We start from the raw sequence: 18,788 nt of genomic DNA on the forward strand, positions 1-18,788 counted from the left end.
AGCTTGTGTCTGACCGTCTGATCGTGCGTGGAGCGCGTGAGCACAACCTGAAGGACGTCTCGCTCGACCTGCCGCGCGACGCCATGATCGTCTTCACCGGGCTGTCCGGGTCCGGCAAGTCCAGCCTGGCCTTCGACACCATCTTCGCCGAGGGCCAGCGGCGCTACGTCGAGTCGCTCTCGGCGTATGCCCGGCAGTTCCTCGGGCAGATGGACAAACCGGACGTCGACTTCATCGAGGGCCTGTCACCGGCCGTCTCGATCGACCAGAAGTCCACCTCGAAGAACCCCCGCTCGACCGTCGGCACGATCACCGAGGTCTACGACTACCTGCGGCTGCTGTTCGCCCGGGCCGGCCGGCCGCACTGCCCCGAGTGCGGCGAGCCGATCGCCAAGCAGACCCCGCAGCAGATCGTCGACCGGGTCCTCGACCTGGACGAGGGCACCCGGTTCCAGGTGCTCGCGCCGGTGATCCGCGGCCGCAAGGGGGAGTATCTCGACCTCTTCCGGCAGCTGACCGGCCAGGGTTTCAGCCGGGCCCGGGTGGACGGCGAGACGATCCAGCTCACCGAGCCGCCGAAGCTGGACAAGCAGAAGAAGCACACCATCGACGTGGTGGTCGACCGGCTCGCGGTGAAGGGCTCGGCGAAGCAGCGGCTGACCGACTCGGTCGAGACCGCGCTCGGCCTGTCCGGCGGCATCGTCACGCTCGACTTCGTCGACCTCGACGAGAAGGACCCGCTGCGCGAGCGCCGGTTCTCCGAGAAGCTCGCCTGCCCGAACGATCACCCGCTCGCCATCGACGAGCTGGAGCCACGGTCGTTCTCGTTCAACTCGCCGTACGGCGCCTGCCCGGTCTGCTCGGGCCTCGGCACCCGGATGGAGGTCGACCCGGAGCTGCTCGTCCCGGACCCGTCGAAGTCCCTCGACGAGGGCGCGATCCAGCCCTGGGCCGGAGCGAACGTCTCGCAGTACTTCGAACGTCTGCTGGGCGCGCTGGCCAAGGATCTCAAGATCAAGACCAGTACGCCGTTCGGCGAGCTGCCCGCGAAGGCGAAGAAGTCGCTGCTGACCGGCCACGACCGCCAGGTCCACGTGTCGTACAAGAACCGCTACGGCCGCGAAAGGTCGTACTACACCACCTTCGAAGGCGTCATCCCGTACGTCGAGCGCCGGCACGCCGAGGCGTCCAGCGACACCAGCCGGGACCGCTTCGAGGGCTACATGCGTGAGGTGCCCTGCCTGGCCTGCAACGGCGCCCGGCTGAAGCCGATCTCGCTCGCGGTCACGATGGGCGGCAAGAACATCGCCGAGATCGGCGCGATGTCGATCGACGAGGTGCACGCGTTCCTCGCCGACATGGAGCTGTCGCCGCGGGAGAAGCAGATCGCGGAGCGGGTGGTCAAGGAGATCGGCGAGCGGCTGCAGTTCCTGCTCGACGTCGGTCTGGACTACCTCGCGCTGAACCGGCCGGCCGGCTCGCTGTCCGGCGGTGAGGCACAGCGGATCCGCCTCGCGACGCAGATCGGTTCCGGCCTGGTCGGCGTGCTGTACGTGCTGGACGAGCCGTCGATCGGTCTGCACCAGCGCGACAACCGGCGGCTGATCGACACGCTGGTCCGGCTGAAGGACCTCGGCAACACGCTGATCGTGGTCGAGCACGACGAGGACACCATCGACCACGCCGACTGGGTGGTCGACATCGGCCCCGGCGCGGGCGAGCACGGTGGCCAGGTCGTCGTCTCCGGCACGGTCGAGGACCTGCGCAACCATCCGGACTCGATCACCGGCGCCTACATCTCGGGTCGCAAGGAGATCCCGATCCCGGCGGTACGCCGACCGCTCACCGAGGGCCGCGAGCTCACCGTGTACGGCGCGCGCGAGCACAACCTGCAGGACATCGACGTGACGATCCCGCTCGGCGTCTTCGTCGCGGTCACCGGTGTCTCGGGCTCGGGCAAGTCGACGCTGGTGAACGACATCCTCTACACGTCGCTGGCACGCCAGATCTACGGTGCGCGGACCATCCCGGGACGGCACACGAAGATCTCCGGGATGGAGCACGTCGACAAGGTGATCCACGTCGACCAGTCGCCGATCGGCCGGACGCCGCGGTCCAACCCGGCGACGTACACCGGGGTGTGGGACCACGTCCGCAAGCTGTTCGCGGAGACGCCCGAGGCGAAGGTCCGCGGCTACCAGCAGGGGCGGTTCTCGTTCAACGTGAAGGGCGGCCGTTGCGAGGCCTGCTCCGGCGACGGCACGCTGAAGATCGAGATGAACTTCCTGCCGGACGTCTACGTGCCGTGCGAGGTCTGCCACGGCGCGCGGTACAACCGGGAGACGCTCGAGGTCCACTACAAGGGCAAGACGGTGGCGGACATCCTGGACATGCCGATCGAGGAGGCGGCGGACTTCTTCGCCGCGATCCCGGCAATCGCCCGGCACCTCACCACGCTGAACGAGGTCGGTCTCGGCTACGTCCGGCTCGGTCAGCCGGCGCCGACGCTGTCCGGTGGTGAGGCGCAGCGGGTCAAGTTGGCGTCGGAGCTGCAGAAGCGGTCGACCGGCCGGACCGTGTACGTGCTGGACGAGCCGACCACCGGTCTGCACTTCGAGGACATCCGCAAGCTGCTGGGCGTGCTCGGCAGCCTGGTGGACAAGGGCAACTCGGTGCTCGTGATCGAGCACAACCTCGACGTGATCAAGACCGCCGACTGGATCATCGACCTCGGCCCGGACGGCGGTCGCCGCGGTGGCACGCTGGTTGCCGAGGGCACCCCCGAGGAGGTCGCGGCCAACCCCGCGTCGTACACGGGGCAGTTCCTGGCCGAGATCCTGCACGGTCGCGCTGCCAAGCCGAGTGCGAAGAAGGCAACGGCCGCTGCGATCACCGCGTCCGCCACTGGGGTGAAGAAGTCGACCGCGGTCAAGAAAGCTGCCGCCAAGAAAACCGCCACGACGGCCTCAGCGGCTAAGACGACTGCGGGAAAGACAACGGCGGGCAAGACGACTGCGGCGAAGTCGACCGCGGGCAAGGCGGCTGCCAAGAAGGCGCCGGCAAAGAAGGTCGCGGCGAGGCGGGCCGCCGGATAGACGTCGACTGGCTCGAGAAGTCCTGGCATCGGTCAGGAGCGCCCGGCGCGGCCGTGGCGATCCTGACCGGTGGCGTGCTGCAAACCGAGCTGTACTTCGGCTTGGCCGCCGCCGGGCGACCGATGAGTTCCGCAGCCGTCTTCGACTCCGCCTCCCTGACCAAACCGCTATTCGCGTGGTACGTGCTGGAGTTGGCCGCTTCGGGCGAGTTGGACCTGTACGCGCCGATCGCCATCGACTACGCCACCATCGGCGCCGCGCCGGATCCCAGGCTCGGCCGGATCACGCCCGCGCTGGTGCTCTCCCATCAGACCGGTCTGCCGAACTGGCGTCCCGACGGAGAACCACTCCGGCTGGTGGCGACACCGGGGGAGCAGGTCGTGTACTCCGGCGAAGGCTTCCAGCTCCTGCTTAAGTCACTGCAGAACACGCGCGGCGCAGACAAGGTCGCGACGGAACTGCAGGACTTACTCGACCGTTTCGAGATGACCAGCAGTTCGTTCGTCGACCCACCCACGGGAGCTGGCGGCAGTTCGTCTGGGGATTCTCCCGCAGGAGCTGCCCGCCCGGACGGGTCCGTGGAGTATGCGATAGCTCACGATGCCGACGGCCGGCCGTTGGTCAGGCGGCCGCGGGATCGGCTCGGCGCGTACGGCACGCTCGACATCACCCTGCCCGACTACGCCCGCTTCCTGGAGTCCGCCTTCTGGGGCTGGGATTCGCCCTCCGCGCGCAGGATCCGTGCACTCATGACCGGCCCGTACGGCGTACCGGCGGGTGCTCGCACGCTCGGCTGGGGATGCTGGTCCCGAGTGGACGGCACGATCGTGCTGCACCAGAACGGCGACAACCCCGGCTTCAAGCATCTGGCGCTCGTCGATCCGGCGGCCGGCGAAGCGATAGTTGCCTTGACCAACGGTGAGGGCGGGCTGGCGTTCACCGACGAGCTGGCCGCGAGATTCCGCAGTACGGACTGATCTCGCGAGATTCCGTAGTACGGACTGATCGCTGTGGCGGTGGGGGTGGGTCGGGGCGAACCTCCCACCGTTTAGATTAGGCGCGTTGTTCGTTCCGGACCGAGGGGATACCTGTGGCGCGCCAGTACGACACCCAGCTGATCGAGTCGGTGGCGGTCCGCCGTCGACGGCTGCGGGAAGCCTGGCTGTTCGGCTCGGCGCGATCGCGCAACACGCTGGACGAAGGGGTGACGAAGCTCTTCGCCAGCGCCGCGATCGCAGCGGTCGTCTGCGCGGGATGCGTCGGCTACTCGTTCATCCAAAGCCAGCGGGGCAAGGGTCCTGGCGGTCCGGTCGCACCCAGTGCGACGGTCTCCGGCCCGGTCACGCCACTGCCCAGCGGTACGCCGTCCGGCCGGCCGGCCGAAACACCCAAAGCGCCTGTTTCCAAGACCTCCTGACGCCGATCGGAGGGAACCGGGAGCGACCCCGGCCACGTCTATCGTGGGGAACGTCGAGAGCAGGCAACGAAATCTTCGAAGGGACAGCTGTGGGCACACGTTGGGACATGGGTAAAGACACCCTGAGCACTCTGGCCAAGAAGACGGGGACCGGCACGCAGGACCTCGGTGGTCTGGTCAAGCAGCTCGCCGCGGCCGCCGAGCCGCTGGAGGGCAAGCTCCAAGGTGGTGGCCACGACGCGTTCATGGCCTTCAAGGGCCGGGTGGACAAGATCGCCGCGGACCTGAACGCCGGGATGTCCGCGATCGCCCAGGGCCAGCAGGGGATGGACAAGGCGGTCCGTACGGCGGAGACCGACATGACCCAGGCCGCCAAGAAGTCAGAAGGCGCGGCGAACTTCGACGCCGCCAAATTCGGCAATCGCTGAGACGGGGAGTAGCTGATATGTCAGGTCGTACCGGGTTCGACAGCACCGCCAGCGGTGAGACCCAGACCAAGATCAAGAACCTGTCCGCCCAGATCGAGTCGCTGCTGTCGCAGCACAAGGCGAACGTGAAGGCGATGCGCGCCGACGCCAGCATGACCAAGGTGATGGACGACTACGACGCGGTCGAGGCGAAGTTCAACGCCGCGGCGTCCGAGGTACAGAGCATCATCAAGTCGCTGGCCTCGACACTGCAGCAGTTCGACGGCATCGGCGAGACCGCGCACAGCGCGGCATCCACCGCCGTACGCGGTATGACCGGCGGCTGATCCGCCACCGCCTGTTCCGGGATCGGACGACCAGCGCGCCAGGCGCGCGCTGGTGCGGTCCCGTGCTGTCCAGCTACACATCGTTGAGCCCGATCGTCGCGGGCGTCGGAGAGGTCGAGAATGGTCAAGTGGAGCATCGAAGGTGCTGCCGCGATGGATGCTCTGACAAAGGTTCAGACCCGCGCGGGCGACTTCGAGGGCATCGGGACGACGCTGGGGCAATCGTTGCAGGATGCCGCCACCAAGTCCTCGATGAACGGCAAGGGTGGCGTGATCGGTCAGGCGATCAGCGAGTTCGCCGACAAGTGGAAGAACTCGCTGCCGGGCATGGTCAAACGCACCAGCGACGTCCTGCAGGGGTCGGCGAACGCCCTCACCGCGCTCGAGAACGGGCAGACGGAGATGGCGCTGGCCGCCCAGCGCGGCATCCAGCTCGCCGAGAACGTCGACCCGAAGGCGATCATCAACTCCGCCGCCGCTGCGTACGAGGCGGAAGTCAAGGCCTCGCAGCCCAAGCCGCCGCCGCACGCGGTCTGAGACGGGAGACCAGTCAATGATCAAGGTCGAAGGTATCCCGAAGTTCGAGGGTGATCTGGCCGGCGTCATCACCGCCGCCGACAACCTGGTGAAGACGGGCAACAACATCGTCTCGATCGCGCAGGACCTGGAGTCCAAGTTCCGCAGCGGGATGGACGCGCACTACGTCGACGGCCCGGAGAAGCCGTTGCTGCTGAACGCGATGCTGCCGGTCAAGAAGGAGGGCGAGGACTTCGGTCCGAAGCTCAGCCAGGTCGCCGACGCGCTGCGCAAGTTCGTCGACGAGGTCCGCGACAACGTCACCAAGCTGAACGGCGTCAAGGGCCGGGCCGAGGCGTGGAAGCGCAAGGTCGGCGACACGCCCGAGGACGAGATCGACGACAACGAGGACTGGGTCAAGGAAGAGAACCAGCTCCACAAGGACATCTCGGACTCGATGCAGGCCATCAGCGAGGCCGAGAACCGCTGCGCGAACAAGATCGCTTCGCTGTACGGCGGCCGCAAGTGGGACGAGAAGACCGGCCACCGCGACGGCGACCCGGAACCGCCGCCGGCCGACGAGGACAAAGAGCCGCCGTGGGGTAAGCCGCTGGAGTACGACGCGCCGTGGTACGAGGACGCGCTCGACTTCGCCGGTGGTGTCCTGAAGGGCGTTTTCGTCGACGGCCTGCTCGGCACCCTCGACGCGCTGACCACGCTGATCCCGATCCAGCCACTGCTGAACTCGATGGGTGTGAAGAGCATCTTCGGGCACGAGCTGCCGGACTGGAACAAGTGCGGCGAGGCCTGGAAGGGTGTCGGCCTGACGCTTGCGTCCGCGGCGATGTACTCCATCCCGGGCGCGGCCGGCTTCATGCATCTCGCCTTCCCGGAGACCGCGGCGTACCTGGACAACGTCGGCCTGACCGTGCTGAAGGGCATGGTCGCGTGGGACATGTGGGGCGAGGACCCGGGCCGCGCGCTCGGCCAGGTCGGCTTCAACGTGATCACCACGGTCGGCACCGGTGGCGCCGGTGGTGCCGTGCGCGCCACGGCGATGGCCGGCAAGTACGGCGCGGTGGCGGCGAAGGTTGCCAAGGGCGCCGAAATCGCCGTCAACGTCACCGGCAAGTTCGTCCGGCCGGGCCAGGCGGCGCTCGACCTCGCGCTGAAACTGCCGAAGGTCAGCGACCTGGTGATCAAGGTCGGCAACGCACCGGTGATCGGCGGAATCGCCAAACTCGGCGGCCTCGACATCCCGAAGGTCGGCCGCGGCATCGACCTACCCAGCGCCCACGTCGGCGTCGACGCCCCGCACGTACCGGACCACACGCCCGTATCGGTGGGCGGCGGCGACCACACACCCGCGTACCACGGCGACAGCAGCCCCGGTACGACGAGCGCCGGCCACTCGGACGCCCCATCCACACCCCACTCGACCACCGGCGGCGGCGACCACACCCCGTCGTCCCCAGGCGACTCCACCCCGGCGTCTCACTCGGACTCCCCGGCGCCTCACTCTGACGCCCCGGTGTCGCACTCGGACGGCCCTGCTTCCCACTCGGATGCTCCGGCGTCGCACTCAGACAGCCCTGCGTCGCATTCCGATGCTCCGGCCGCCCACTCGGACGCGCCGAACCCGGACGCCCCGCACAGCGACACCCCGTCGCACTCCGACAGTCCGGCCTCGCACTCGGACAGCCCCGCGCATTCCGACACCCCCGCGTCGCACTCGGACAACCCCGCCCACTCGGACACTCCTGCCGGGCACAGCGACACCCCGTCGTCCCACGGCGACGCGCCCACCGGACACCCGGATTCTCCCGCCACGCATGGCGGTCCGGACGGCCCCACCCAGCCGCACGACCCCGCCACCCCAACCCACCCCGAGGGCCAAACCACCCCCGGCACCCACACCCCAGACAGCCCGACCACGCACACGCCGGATTCCCCGACGACGCACTCGCCGGATTCCCTGACGACGCATTCGCCGGACAGTCCGACCATGCACACGCCGGATCACCCGACGACGCACTCGCCGGACAGTCCGACCATGCACACGCCGGATCACCCGACGACGCACTCGCCGGACAGTCCGACCACGCACACGCCGGACCACCCGACGACGCACTCGCCGGACAGTCCGACCACGCACACGCCGGACCACCCGACGACGCACACGCCGGACCACCCGACCACGCACACGCCGGACCACCCGACCACGCACACGCCGGACCACCCGGCGGCCCATCATGATCCGGCCGGGCACCAGCCCGGGCACGTGGAATCGCGGCTGCACCCGGACGGTCCGCCGGCTCCGCACGACCCGAACCGGATCGGCGACCGCCTGAACTCGAACGGTCCTGGGCGTCCGCACGAGCCGGGCACCATCGACTCGCGGCTGCACCCGGACGGTCCGCCTGCGCCGCACGACCCGAACCGGATCGGCGACCGCCTGAACCCGGACAGCCCGCGCACCCCGCGCGACCCCGACCCGATGACGCACACCCCGGACGCACCGACGACGCCACGCGGCGCCGAAACGCCTCCGATGGCACCGCCGATCATGCCGGGCGTGCACGCACCAGGGCACACGCCAGGCACGCACTCACCCGGCGGCCACGGCCCGGACCGTTCGCCGAACGAGCCACGTACCAACGCGAACGAACCCCGCGGCACCACCCCGCACCAACCGAACGCGCCGCACCAACCCAACGCGCCGCACCAGCCCAACGCCCCGCACCAACCGAACGCGCCGCATCAGCCGAATGCCCCGCAGCAGCCGCCGATGCCGCATCACCCGCCGCAGGGTCCGTCCGGTGCGCCCGGGCAGCCGCGGCACGAGGTCGAGCCGAACCGGTACCACAACCGGGACGACGACGGCTCGCTCACCGATCGGCACCAGCGGGCCGTCGGCGATCCGCCGGTCCGCAACGTCAAGAAATGGATCAAGTCGGCGAACCCGTTCTTCAAGACGAAGCACCCGGCGTTCCGCAACAACTGCGGTGACTCCAGCCGTGCGTTCGCCGACACGCTGCAGGGTCGCGAGCCGCGATTGGCGAACGGTGACTTCAAGATCCCGCCGGGCGAACGGCGGGAGATGTACGAGAACACCGGCGTACGGCCGGAGTCCATCAAGGTGCCGGGGGCAAAGAACTCCCGCGAGTACACCGACGCTGCACTGAAGGAGATCGAGGACAGCCTGAAGGGCAAGCCGCCGGGCACGGTCGCGATCGTCGGCGGCGCTTGGCACAAGGGTCCGCTGCCGGACGGCACCATCCCGCCGGGCGGTGGGCACTGGTTCAACGCGTACGTCGACCACAAGGGCCGGGTCCGCTGGGCCGACGCGCAGAGCGGGCACACCGGCCCGTGGCCGCCGAAGTACGGCAACGGCAAGGCGACGTTCGACGAGCTCGAGGTGATGACACGCGAGCCCGGCGGTACGTGGACGTCTCCGGCGGCCCCCGGCCACCCGGTCAACGCCACCCCACCGCCCATGCCAACCCACACCCCACCGCCCCCACACCAGCCGGGCCCCTACAACCCCCCGCCCCCCCAGCACCCGGTCCCGAACAACCCGTACCAGCCGGGGCCCCACAACCCGACCCCACAACAGCCGGTACCGAACAACCCGTACCAGCCGGGCCCGCACAACCCGACCCCACAACAGCCGGTACCGAACAACCCGTACCAGCCGGGCCCGCACAACCCGACCCCACAACAGCCGGTACCGAACAACCCGTACCAGCCGGGCCCGCACAACCCGACCCCACAACAGCCGGTACCGAACAACCCGTACCAGCCGGGGCCGCACAACCCTGCGCCACACCAGCCCACCCAGCAGGTGCCGCCGGTGCCGCAGCACGCGCCGAATCAGCCGACCCAGCACGTCCCGGAGGCGCCGACCACGCCGCATCCGACCCAGCACGTCCTGGACGCGCCGACCACGCCGCATCCGACCCATACACCGGACGCGCCCGCACCTCACCCGCATCAGGATGGGAAGGTGCCGGGTGAAGGTGAGATCGGTCAGAGACTGAATCCGGAGCATGGTCCGGGTACGCCGGCCACGCCGCATCCGACCCAGCACGTGCCGGACGCGCCGGCATCCCATCCGCATCAGGATGGGAAGGTGCCGGGTGAGGGTGAGATCGGGCGGCGGCTGAATCCGGAGCATGGTCCGGGTACGCCGGAGGCGCGGTCGCCGCATTCCGATCCTGCGCATCCGCATCAGGACCCGGCTCACCCGCAGGCTGATGCGGCGCATCCGCGGTCGGATCCTGCGCACCCGTTGGCGGATCCGGCACATCCGCATGCTGATCCTGCGCATCCGCAGCATCAGCCGACGCACGACGTACCAGCTGCGCACGATCGCGCACCGGACCCGTCGACCCGCCGGGATCTGCCGCCGCCCAAGGACGCCCACCCGATGGACGCCCAGCACCCAGCACCGCACGATCCGAACCGGATTGAGAATGCGTTGCATCCGGATGGTCCGCCTGCGCCGCACGATCCCAACCGGATCGAGAATGCGCTGCATCCGGATGGTCCGCCTGCGTCGCGTCCGCATGATCCGAATCGGATTGAGAACGCGTTGCACCCGGATGGTCCGCCGGCGCCGCATGATCCGAACCGGATCGAGAATGCGCTGCACCCGGATGGTCCGCCTGCGCCGCACAATCCCAACCGGATCGAGAATGCGCTGCACCCGGACGGGCCGCCTGCGTCGCGTCCGCATGATCCGAATCGGATCGAGAACGCGCTGCACCCGGACGGTCCGCCTGCGCCACACGATCCCGGCCGGATTGACAGTCGGCTCAACCCTGAGCGGCCGGTGGACCCGCGGGAGAGCTATCGGGTGGAGCAGCGGGCACCTGAGCGGCCTGTGGACCCGCGAGAGAGCTATCGCGTGGACCCGCCTGCGCCGGAGCGGCCCGTTGATCCGCGGGTTGCGTGGCGGGATGGGCAGTTGGGGGCGCACCCTGCTGGTGACAGTTTTGGGGCGTCCGATTGGGAGCCTGGGGATCCGTCGTTCGGGGAGAGCCGGAAGGACGGGTTCGATCCTGGGTTCCATCACAAGGCGCTCGGTGACGAATTCGCGCCCGGGGTGCACGATCCGGACGGGGCGTTCCAGGACAAGGAGCGCGCGATCGCGGACAAGTTCGCCGAGGAGAAGGGCTGGCGGCTCGACGGGCGGCTCGAGGACCACACCGTCGAGGGGTTGAAGAACCCCGAGTGCATGGTCCGCAAGGACCCGGGCGACGCCGGCCGGATCACCGAGTTCAAGACGCTCGACCCGCCGAAGCAGGGCTCCAACCCGGTGAACGCGGTCAAGCGGAACATCAACGACGCCAGCCACCAGGTGCCGCCGAACGGCGAGGTCGTGATCGACACCCGCAACATCCCGGGGCTGACCGAGGAGGACGTCCTGCGGGCGTACAAGAAGGCACTCGGCCAGCCGAAGGGCGCGGTCGCCGCGGAGGTCCATATCATCCTCGGCGACGGACGCATCGTGACCTATCGGAAGGAGGGCTGATGGCCGACCGGGAGATCCTCTTCCTGAAGACCGCGGCCTCGGTCGAGGACGAAGCCAAGCTGCTGCGGGAGATGCTCGAACTCGAGCCGATCCCGAACCAGGCGGGTGCGGCCGACGACGAGTTCGGTCTGCGCGGCCCGGCTCGGACGGTCGACGGAACGCTCGGTTTCGAGGTACGGCCCAACTCGTACTCCGAGGTCGACCCGGACCCCGAGGACGTTCAGGCGTTCGACGGCTACCCGGTCCAGATCGACATCTGGCTGGGTGGCCGCGGGCCGGCCCAGGAGCACGAGGCCAGGCTGGTCTTCGACCTGCTGGTGGAGGGCCGCCCGGACGTGCCGCTGCTGCTCTGCCACACGTTGGACCGGCTGGTCGCCGCCTATCTGCCGGGTCGTGGGGTGCACGAGTTTCCCCCCGACACCTCGGTGGACGCGCCCCACGCCGATCGCTGGCAGGACTGGGTGGCCAAGTGACTTCCAGAGCAGCGAAGGAAAGGACAGGCCATGCCTGAGGGCATCGACCAGGAGACGCTGGACCGTGCGTACGCGCGGCTGGCCGAGTACCACAACGAGGACCTGCCCGACGGACTACCGGCGATGACGGCTGAGACGTTCGCCGGGTACCAGGTCACGCCGTACGAGGAGTGGCTGATCTTCAACTCCGCGGACGGTTTCACCAACCAGACGTTCCTGGTCAGCGACGAGATGGTCTACGAGTCACCCGGCTGGCAGTCGTACGAGGACGCGCTGACCGAGGCCCGGGCCCTGAAGGCAGCGGGTGCGACCCGCCGCCCGGAGGACCCGGACGAAGACGAAGACGATGACGAGGATGACGACGACGAGGATGACGACGACGAGGACGACGACTGAGTCCTGCCCGGCGACGATGACGACCAGGTCGTCGCGCCGGTCCGCCGTCACAAGGCCGCCCGAGGGCAACCAGCCGTCAGCGGTTCAGCCAGCGGCGCCAGGCGGGCGTCCGGAGCGGCTTCGGTAGCGCGACGGCGGGGGAGCGGTCGAGGTCGACCGGCAGCTCGGCGAGCAGCTCGCCGACGAGCCAGTAAACCCCTGCTGTACAAGGGTCTGCGGCGTCGGCGTGCGCCTTGGCGACCCAGCGGGCGAACTCGTCGGCCCTGGTCTGCATGTCTTCGCGCCGGTCGACCGGACAGGCCGCAAGCAGATCAGTGGCCGGCACTGCGAGCAGCGTGCCGCGACCGTTGCCTGCTCGCGGCATCAGCCGGTCGTGGTCGACGAGGGCCATCCCGACGGTCTGGTCGCCGGGCCGGTGCAGTACGGACCAGGGTGCATCCGGTACGGGCTGGAACGTCAAGCCGGTCAGGCCGTTCAGCGTCATGTCGAGTCCGGACGGCCGGTCCGGCAGGTGCAGTCCGTGCATCACCTGGCGGACCTGGGTCAGCCGCTGCCAGTCCGAGCCGCTCTGGATGCCGAACACGATCTCGAAGTACCGGCCGAACGGAACGCTGAGGCCGGCGAGCACGCTGCCGCTCGGATCGGACCAGCCGCGCGGTCGCAGCGTAACGCGTTGCCGGGCGGCGACTTCGCCGTACAGGTGTTCGTCGGTGGCGATACCGATCTCGTCGACGACGGCGCGCAGCCAGTCGTCGACCGTGCGCGGCCACAGGTAATTCGGTTGCTCACGGCATCGGTCGATCAGCTCGACCAGGCCGACCTCGGCACTGGACGACAATCCGCCGCGACTCCAACGCAGCTTGACGATTGGGCCGGCCGGGTCGAGTTCGGCGTCCGGCAACAGCACCGGTAGCAGATCGGCGACCAGGTCCAGCACCTGCCTGCCGTCGAACGGTGGCTGGCCGTCGAACGGTGTATCGGTCATCGGTAGTGAGCTCCGCCTCTACTAGAGTCCGGGTGCAGCATGCCATCTGAGGCGTTCACACAGTTCAGTCGAGGGGCCGAGCGGCTCAGCTGAGGAGAGAAAGTGTCGACCCGACTTGTGCACCGCCCGGCGCGGAGCACCAGGAGCATCGACACCGGGCAACCGCGGGTGATCGAGACCCCGCCGCCCGGCGCGCGCGGCAAGGCCGGCGGTAATGCGATGCAGGCCTTGATGCCTGCGGTCGGCGTGCTCGGTTCGGTCGGGATGATGAGCACGATGCGGACCGGTACGTCGGCGGTGATCGGTGTCGGCGTGTTGTTTCTCACGCTGGTCGGCACGTTCGGGATGGCGTTCTCGTCCCGCGGCCGGGCGGGCAAGGAGAGCCGCGAGCAGCGCAACCGGTACCTGGACTACCTGGAACGGCTCCGCGAGGAGTTCGGCAAGATGGAACGTGCCAGCCGCAAGACCGCGCTGGCGCTGAACCCGCCGGCCGACGCGCTGGTCGACTGTGTCCGCGATCCGGCCCGGCTGTGGGAGCGTCGCCGCAGCGACCCCGACTTCCTGCTGGTCCGCTGCGCGACCGGGCGGATGCCGGTCGTGCCGGCGACGCTGGCCGCGTCCGGTTCGATGATGGATCCGCCGGACCCGTTCATGATGGCCGAGGCCGAGGCGCTGGCCCGCCGGTTCGCGTTGATGCCGGACATGCCGCTGACGATCCCGCTCGACCTGGCCGGCAACGTCAGCATCGTCGGCGACCGCGACGGCGTCGTACGGATTGCTCGCGCTCTGTTGCTGCAGGCGGCTGTTTTCCACGCGCCGGAGGATCTCGAGCTGGCGGCGTGTTTCCCACCGGCGTCGCTCGACCAGTGGCAGTGGATCGGCTGGCTGCCGCATGCGTGCGACCCGGATCGTCGGGAAGGCCCGCACCCGTTCCGCCGGATCGCGCAGAAGCCGGACGAGCTGGCCGGGCTGATCAGCGAGGACGTGGCGTCGCGCGCGACGCTGGCCAGTGAGGCGAAGCGGGGTTCGCTCGGCAACGGCGACGCGCGCCGGATGATCCAGCGGATGCTGGTCCTGCACGACACGTACGGCGAGGTCGCCACCGAGGTGGTCACCAACGACGAGACGCTGTCGGTCGGGGACGTGGGCGTCACCGTGCTGCACCTGGTCGCGGACCGGATGCAGGAGCCCGGCAACGTCGCGATCCGGATCACTGTGCAAGAAGGCAAGGTGCTGGTCGAGGACCTGCGCGGCGGCGGTTACCTGACCGCCGAGGGGCAGCTCGACGACACGCCGCTGGCCACCGCCGAAGGATTGGCTCGCTCGCTGGCACCGTTGCGGTTGTCGGCGGAGTCGCTCGAAGAGGACGCCTCGCTCAAGACGGTCGACTTCATGAGCCTGCTGCAGATCGATGACCCAGGCAACGTCGACCTGGCCCGGATGTGGACCCCGCGCAACGAGCGGGCGTTCCTGCGGGTACCGCTCGGTCTCGACAGCGCCGGCCAGCCTGTCGTGCTGGACCTCAAGGAGTCCGCGCAGCTGGGTATGGGCCCACACGGCCTCTGCATCGGCGCGACCGGTTCCGGCAAATCCGAAGTACTGCGAACGCTCGTGATGGGCCTGCTCGCGACGCACTCGCCGGAAGACCTGGCGATGGTGCTGATCGACTACAAGGGTGGCGCCACCTTCGCGCCGTTCGACGGCGTACCGCACGTGGCCGGCATCATCACCAACCTGGTCGACGACCCGAGCCTGACCGAGCGCGCGTACGCCAGCCTCGCCGGCGAGGTGCAGCGGCGTCAGCAGATGCTGAAGGACGCGGGCAACGTCGCCAACATCACCGACTACCGGTTGCTGCGCAAGCAGAATCCCGCCCTGCCGCCGTACCCGCACCTGTTCGTGCTGATCGATGAGTTCGGCGAACTGCTCACCGCGCGGCCGGACTTCATCGACCTGTTCCTGTCGATCGGCCGGATCGGCCGGTCCATCGGCGTGCACCTGCTGCTGGCGAGCCAGCGCGTCGAGGGCGGCAAGCTGCGCGGACTGGAGACCTACCTGTCGTACCGGCTCGGTCTGCGGACGTTCTCCGAGGAGGAGAGTCAGACCGTCCTCAACACCCCGGATGCTTTCCACCTGCCGCCGCTGCCGGGCTTCGGTTACCTCAAGGTCGACACGTCCGTCTACCAGCGGTTCCGCGCGGCGTACGTCTCCGGCCCGTACAAGGGCGCGGTCGCGCTCACCCAGGACAAGGAGCAGGACGGTCCCGCCGTACGCCCGTACCTCGTGACGCCTTACCAGCAGCCGGAGCTGGCCCAGCTGGCCGCCGCGGACAAGGAGAAGGAGGACGAGGACGACTCGACCGAGCGGACGACCGGTCCGACGGTGCTCGGGGTCTTCGTCGACCAGGTGAAGCCGTCGGCCACACCGGTGCCTCAGGTCTGGCTGCCGCCGCTGCCGAAGGTCTGCACGCTGGACCAGGTCGGCGGGCCGGTCGACATCGGCCCGCGCGGGCTGCAGTTCGCCGTACCGGCTCCGCCGATGTCTCCCGCGATCGGTGTCATCGACGACCCGCGCAAACAGACGCAGAGCGTACTGCGGCTCGACCTCACCCAGGCCGGTGGGCACGCCGCGTTGATCGGTGGGCCGCAGTCGGGCAAGACCACGTTCCTGCGGTCGCTGGTGACGTCGCTGGCGCACAGCTACACGCCGCAGGAGGTCGCGATCTACGCGATCGACCTGGCCGGTGGTGGACTGCAGCCGCTGGCCGACCTGCCGCACGTGGGTGGGGTGGCGATCCGGACCGACCGGGAGAAGATCCGCCGGACGCTCGAAGAGGTCCGCGGCATGCTCGACCATCGCGAGATCGTGTTCCGCGACCGCGGGATCGACACCATGGAACGGCTTCGCTCGATGCACGCCGCGGGCGCGGTCCCGGAGCTGCCGGTGGCCGACGTCGTGCTGGTGCTGGACAACTACGGCGCGATCAAGACCACCTTCGACGATCTCGAGGAGCCGATCGCCGACCTGCTCGGCCGGGGCAGCAGCTACGGCATCCATGTGGTCACGACGATGATCCGGTGGACCGACGTACGGATGGCCTCGCAGGCCCTGTTCGGCACGGTGATGGAGCTGCGGATCAACGACCCGTCCGACTCCAACATCGAGCGCAGGCTGCAGGAGACGATGCGGAACGCCGGCCCGGGCCGGGTGCTGATGCCGCGCACCAAGCTGTTCGCGCAGCTCGCGTTGCCGCGGGTCGACAGCCTGCTGCAGGACGACGACCTGACCGAGGCGATGCAGGGCCAGGCCTTGGCGCTGGCGTCGGCGTGGCAAGGACCGACCGCGCCCAAGGTGCGGGTGCTGCCGCTGCGACTGGAGCGCAAGACGCTGCCGAACGCGCAGCAGGAGCCGGTCACCGTGCCGATCGGGATGGACGAGACCCGGATGGCACCGGTCCTGCTGGACCTGTTCGACCGCGACGGCAACCTGGTGATCTTCGGCGACACCAAGTCCGGCAAGACCAACCTGCTCAAACTGATCATGCAGCAGCTGATCGACCGGTACAGCTCCGACGAGCTGGTGTTCGCGGTGATGGACCCGCGGCGTGGTCTGCGCGGCTTCCTGCCCGACGCGTACCTCGGCGGCTACGCGACCAGCGGCCGGGTCGGCGCTGGGCTGGCCGCGGGCGTCGCCGGTGAGCTCGAGAAGCGGTTGCCGGACGACTCGAACGAAGGCGCACCGGTGCCCGTTGCCGGGCCTCGGGTGGTCGTGGTCGCCGACGACTACGACCTGCTGACCACTGGTGGCCAGGCGCCGATGGATCCCTTCCTGCCGTTCATCGCGTCGGGCCGGGACATCAGCCTGCACTTCCTGATCGCCCGGCGGGCCGCCGGCGCGAGCAGGGCCCTGTACGAACCGTTCCTGACCACCGTGACGGAGTCCGGCACCGCCGGCCTGGTGCTGTCCGGTGACAGGGCAGAGGGCGCACTGTTCACCGGTGCGACACCCGGGAACTTCCCGTCCGGCCGTGGATTGTTCGTACGACGTGGTGAACGCCCGTCGCTGATCCAGACGGCCCTCGCGGACGGAACCCCGACCACCGACGACGCAGATGGCGGAGGAGAGCAGTGAGCTACGACGTGGTGGCACTGATCGACGGGCGACCGTCGTACCAGGACGTGCTGGCGGGCATGATGGCCGCCGGGCCGGACTGGCTGGTGCGCGATGTGTCCGACGGCGCGGTACTGCAGCTGTGCAACCCGGCAGGGGAGCCGCTGGCCTCGTTGGAGGTGCCGATCCTGATCCAGGTGCCCGGCGAGGTGGAACGCCTGCTCGGGCCGGAGCTGGCCGGCGTACCGACGCCGGTGTGGTGGGCCGAGGTCCGGGCCGACCCGCAGAACGGTGGGCCGGAGCTGGCCGACCGGTACGCCGCGGAGCTGGTCAAGCGGCTCGGTGGGCAGGTGTGGAAGCCCGCCCCGCCGCCGTTCGACCCGCCGACCGGACCCGCCGTCGCCGATGTTGCTGGAGGCAACAATGCCTAACCCGGTCGAGCTGAGCCCTGGGATCGACCTGCACACCGACAAGGTCGTCGTGATCATGCAGGACCGCCCGGTGGTCGGCATGTCCGCGTGGCTGGTGGACGCGCTCGCGGCCGCCGAGGTGGCGGGACTCGGCGTACAGCTGGTGACGCCGGCGACGACGCGGCTGACCTTCGCAGTACGGACCACTCTGTTCAGTGGGCGGGACTCGCGCTGGGTGGTGACCGAGCCGAATGGCGAGGGCGCGTACGACGGGCTGGGCGGCTCGAAGCTCAAGTGGGACGGACAGATGTTCCAGGCCGTCGCTGCGGGCGAGCAGGACAAGGTCGACATGAGCCCGACCTTCGTCGCGGTCGACCTCGAGCTGCCCTCGCAGCTGCTGATCACTGCGCGGGTGCGGTACCAGGCCCTCGAGACGACGGTCGTCGGCAAGGCAGCCGAGCAGCTGTTCAAGGACCTGACCGGTGACGAGCCGGCCGGGTGGGGGACTGCCGAGCCTGTGTCGCAGCCGTGGAACGTGGGCCAGCTGACGGCGTACTGCCGGCGGCGTGCCCCGAAGCCGACCTGGCTTTCGGTTGTCGGCGGCAAGGACGGGCTGAGCGCGATGGGTGCAGTGGAGATCCACCGGCGGCCGGCCGGGCTCGAGGAGATCATCAACCTCGCCGTGGCGACGCCGGACGGACTGCCGACTCCCGCCGCCATCCAGAAGGTCGGCGAGCGGCTGGCGAACGCCTTCACGCTGGTGTCGTTCTTCGCGCAGGGTGCGCGCGGCGGCACCGATACGAACGCGATGCCGCACTGGGTCGGCGTACCGGTTCCGATGGCGATGGCCGTCGGCAACGACGCGCTGCGCGGTGACGGGATGGCCAAGGCGCTGGACATGACGGGTGTCGCGGACATCACGCCGGTCAAGATCGGCCCGACCGCGTCGCCGGCGGTGTGGTACCCGATCGGTGAGGGCAAGAACCAGCTCGACTGGAACATCTACAGTGCGTTGCTCGGCCGGCTGCTGCCGCCGGGGACGCCGACCGGTCTGCCGACCGCCTAAGTGAACGCTGCAACGACGATCAGAGAGGTG

13 protein-coding genes are annotated in these 18,788 nt (G+C 69.2%); 12 read left to right on the top strand and 1 reads right to left on the bottom strand.

Annotated elements, in window-relative coordinates; genetic code table 11:
* Positions 1-5: 5 nt before the first annotated feature.
* The 9 genes from uvrA to DIZ26_RS07590 all read left to right on the top strand — a co-directional run bounded on the left by uvrA (position 6) and on the right by DIZ26_RS07590 (position 12,187).
* On the top strand, positions 6-3,095 hold the full coding sequence (gene uvrA, locus DIZ26_RS07550; protein WP_112238959.1) for an excinuclease ABC subunit UvrA: 3,090 nt from the start codon (positions 6-8) through the stop codon (positions 3,093-3,095).
* Entirely contained in the window at positions 3,092-4,072 is a 981-nt protein-coding gene (locus tag DIZ26_RS07555; RefSeq protein WP_112238960.1) for a serine hydrolase domain-containing protein, read from the top strand. Before uvrA ends, DIZ26_RS07555 begins: the two co-directional genes overlap by 4 nt.
* 113 nt (positions 4,073-4,185) lie before the next feature.
* Complete coding sequence (locus DIZ26_RS07560) at positions 4,186-4,512, top strand: hypothetical protein (protein ID WP_112238961.1); 327 nt, start codon at positions 4,186-4,188, stop codon at positions 4,510-4,512.
* Between the two features lie 107 nt (positions 4,513-4,619).
* Complete coding sequence (locus tag DIZ26_RS07565) at positions 4,620-4,940, top strand: hypothetical protein (protein ID WP_112238962.1); 321 nt, start codon at positions 4,620-4,622, stop codon at positions 4,938-4,940.
* 17 nt (positions 4,941-4,957) lie between these two features.
* Positions 4,958-5,266: a hypothetical protein gene (locus tag DIZ26_RS07570; RefSeq protein WP_112238963.1), complete on the top strand. Its 309-nt coding sequence runs from the start codon at positions 4,958-4,960 to the stop codon at positions 5,264-5,266.
* Positions 5,267-5,386: 120 nt separating this feature from the next.
* Entirely contained in the window at positions 5,387-5,803 is a 417-nt protein-coding gene (locus tag DIZ26_RS07575) for a DUF6507 family protein (protein ID WP_112238964.1), read from the top strand.
* Between the two features lie 16 nt (positions 5,804-5,819).
* Positions 5,820-11,318, top strand: coding sequence for a toxin glutamine deamidase domain-containing protein (locus DIZ26_RS07580; RefSeq protein WP_112238965.1), 5,499 nt, complete (start codon positions 5,820-5,822; stop codon positions 11,316-11,318).
* The gene (locus DIZ26_RS07585; RefSeq protein ID WP_112238966.1) at positions 11,318-11,791 is read left to right on the top strand and encodes a hypothetical protein; all 474 of its coding nucleotides are present in this window, start codon (positions 11,318-11,320) and stop codon (positions 11,789-11,791) included. Before DIZ26_RS07580 ends, DIZ26_RS07585 begins: the two co-directional genes overlap by 1 nt.
* A 30-nt stretch (positions 11,792-11,821) precedes the next feature.
* Complete coding sequence (locus tag DIZ26_RS07590; protein WP_112238967.1) at positions 11,822-12,187, top strand: hypothetical protein; 366 nt, start codon at positions 11,822-11,824, stop codon at positions 12,185-12,187.
* 76 nt (positions 12,188-12,263) lie between these two features.
* Here DIZ26_RS07590 and DIZ26_RS07595 read toward each other — a convergent pair whose 3' ends face one another.
* Complete coding sequence (locus DIZ26_RS07595; RefSeq protein ID WP_112238968.1) at positions 12,264-13,172, bottom strand: hypothetical protein; 909 nt, start codon at positions 13,170-13,172, stop codon at positions 12,264-12,266.
* Between the two features lie 102 nt (positions 13,173-13,274).
* Here DIZ26_RS07595 and eccCa point away from each other — a divergent pair, with 102 nt between their 5' ends.
* From eccCa to DIZ26_RS07610, 3 genes are read left to right on the top strand one after another with little or no spacing between them, the layout of a single operon-like run.
* Positions 13,275-17,303: a type VII secretion protein EccCa gene (eccCa, locus tag DIZ26_RS07600; RefSeq protein ID WP_112238969.1), complete on the top strand. Its 4,029-nt coding sequence runs from the start codon at positions 13,275-13,277 to the stop codon at positions 17,301-17,303.
* Positions 17,300-17,713, top strand: a complete 414-nt coding sequence (locus DIZ26_RS07605; RefSeq protein WP_112238970.1) for a hypothetical protein — start codon at positions 17,300-17,302, stop codon at positions 17,711-17,713. Before eccCa ends, DIZ26_RS07605 begins: the two co-directional genes overlap by 4 nt.
* Positions 17,706-18,758 carry a DUF6177 family protein gene (locus DIZ26_RS07610; RefSeq protein ID WP_112238971.1) on the top strand — a complete coding sequence of 351 codons (1,053 nt, stop codon included), beginning with the start codon at positions 17,706-17,708 and terminating at the stop codon, positions 18,756-18,758. The genes DIZ26_RS07605 and DIZ26_RS07610 overlap by 8 nt, the downstream gene beginning before the upstream one ends.
* Positions 18,759-18,788 lie beyond the last annotated feature (30 nt).

Source organism: Kribbella monticola, from assembly GCF_003261635.1.
Lineage (GTDB): Bacteria > Actinomycetota > Actinomycetes > Propionibacteriales > Kribbellaceae > Kribbella > Kribbella monticola.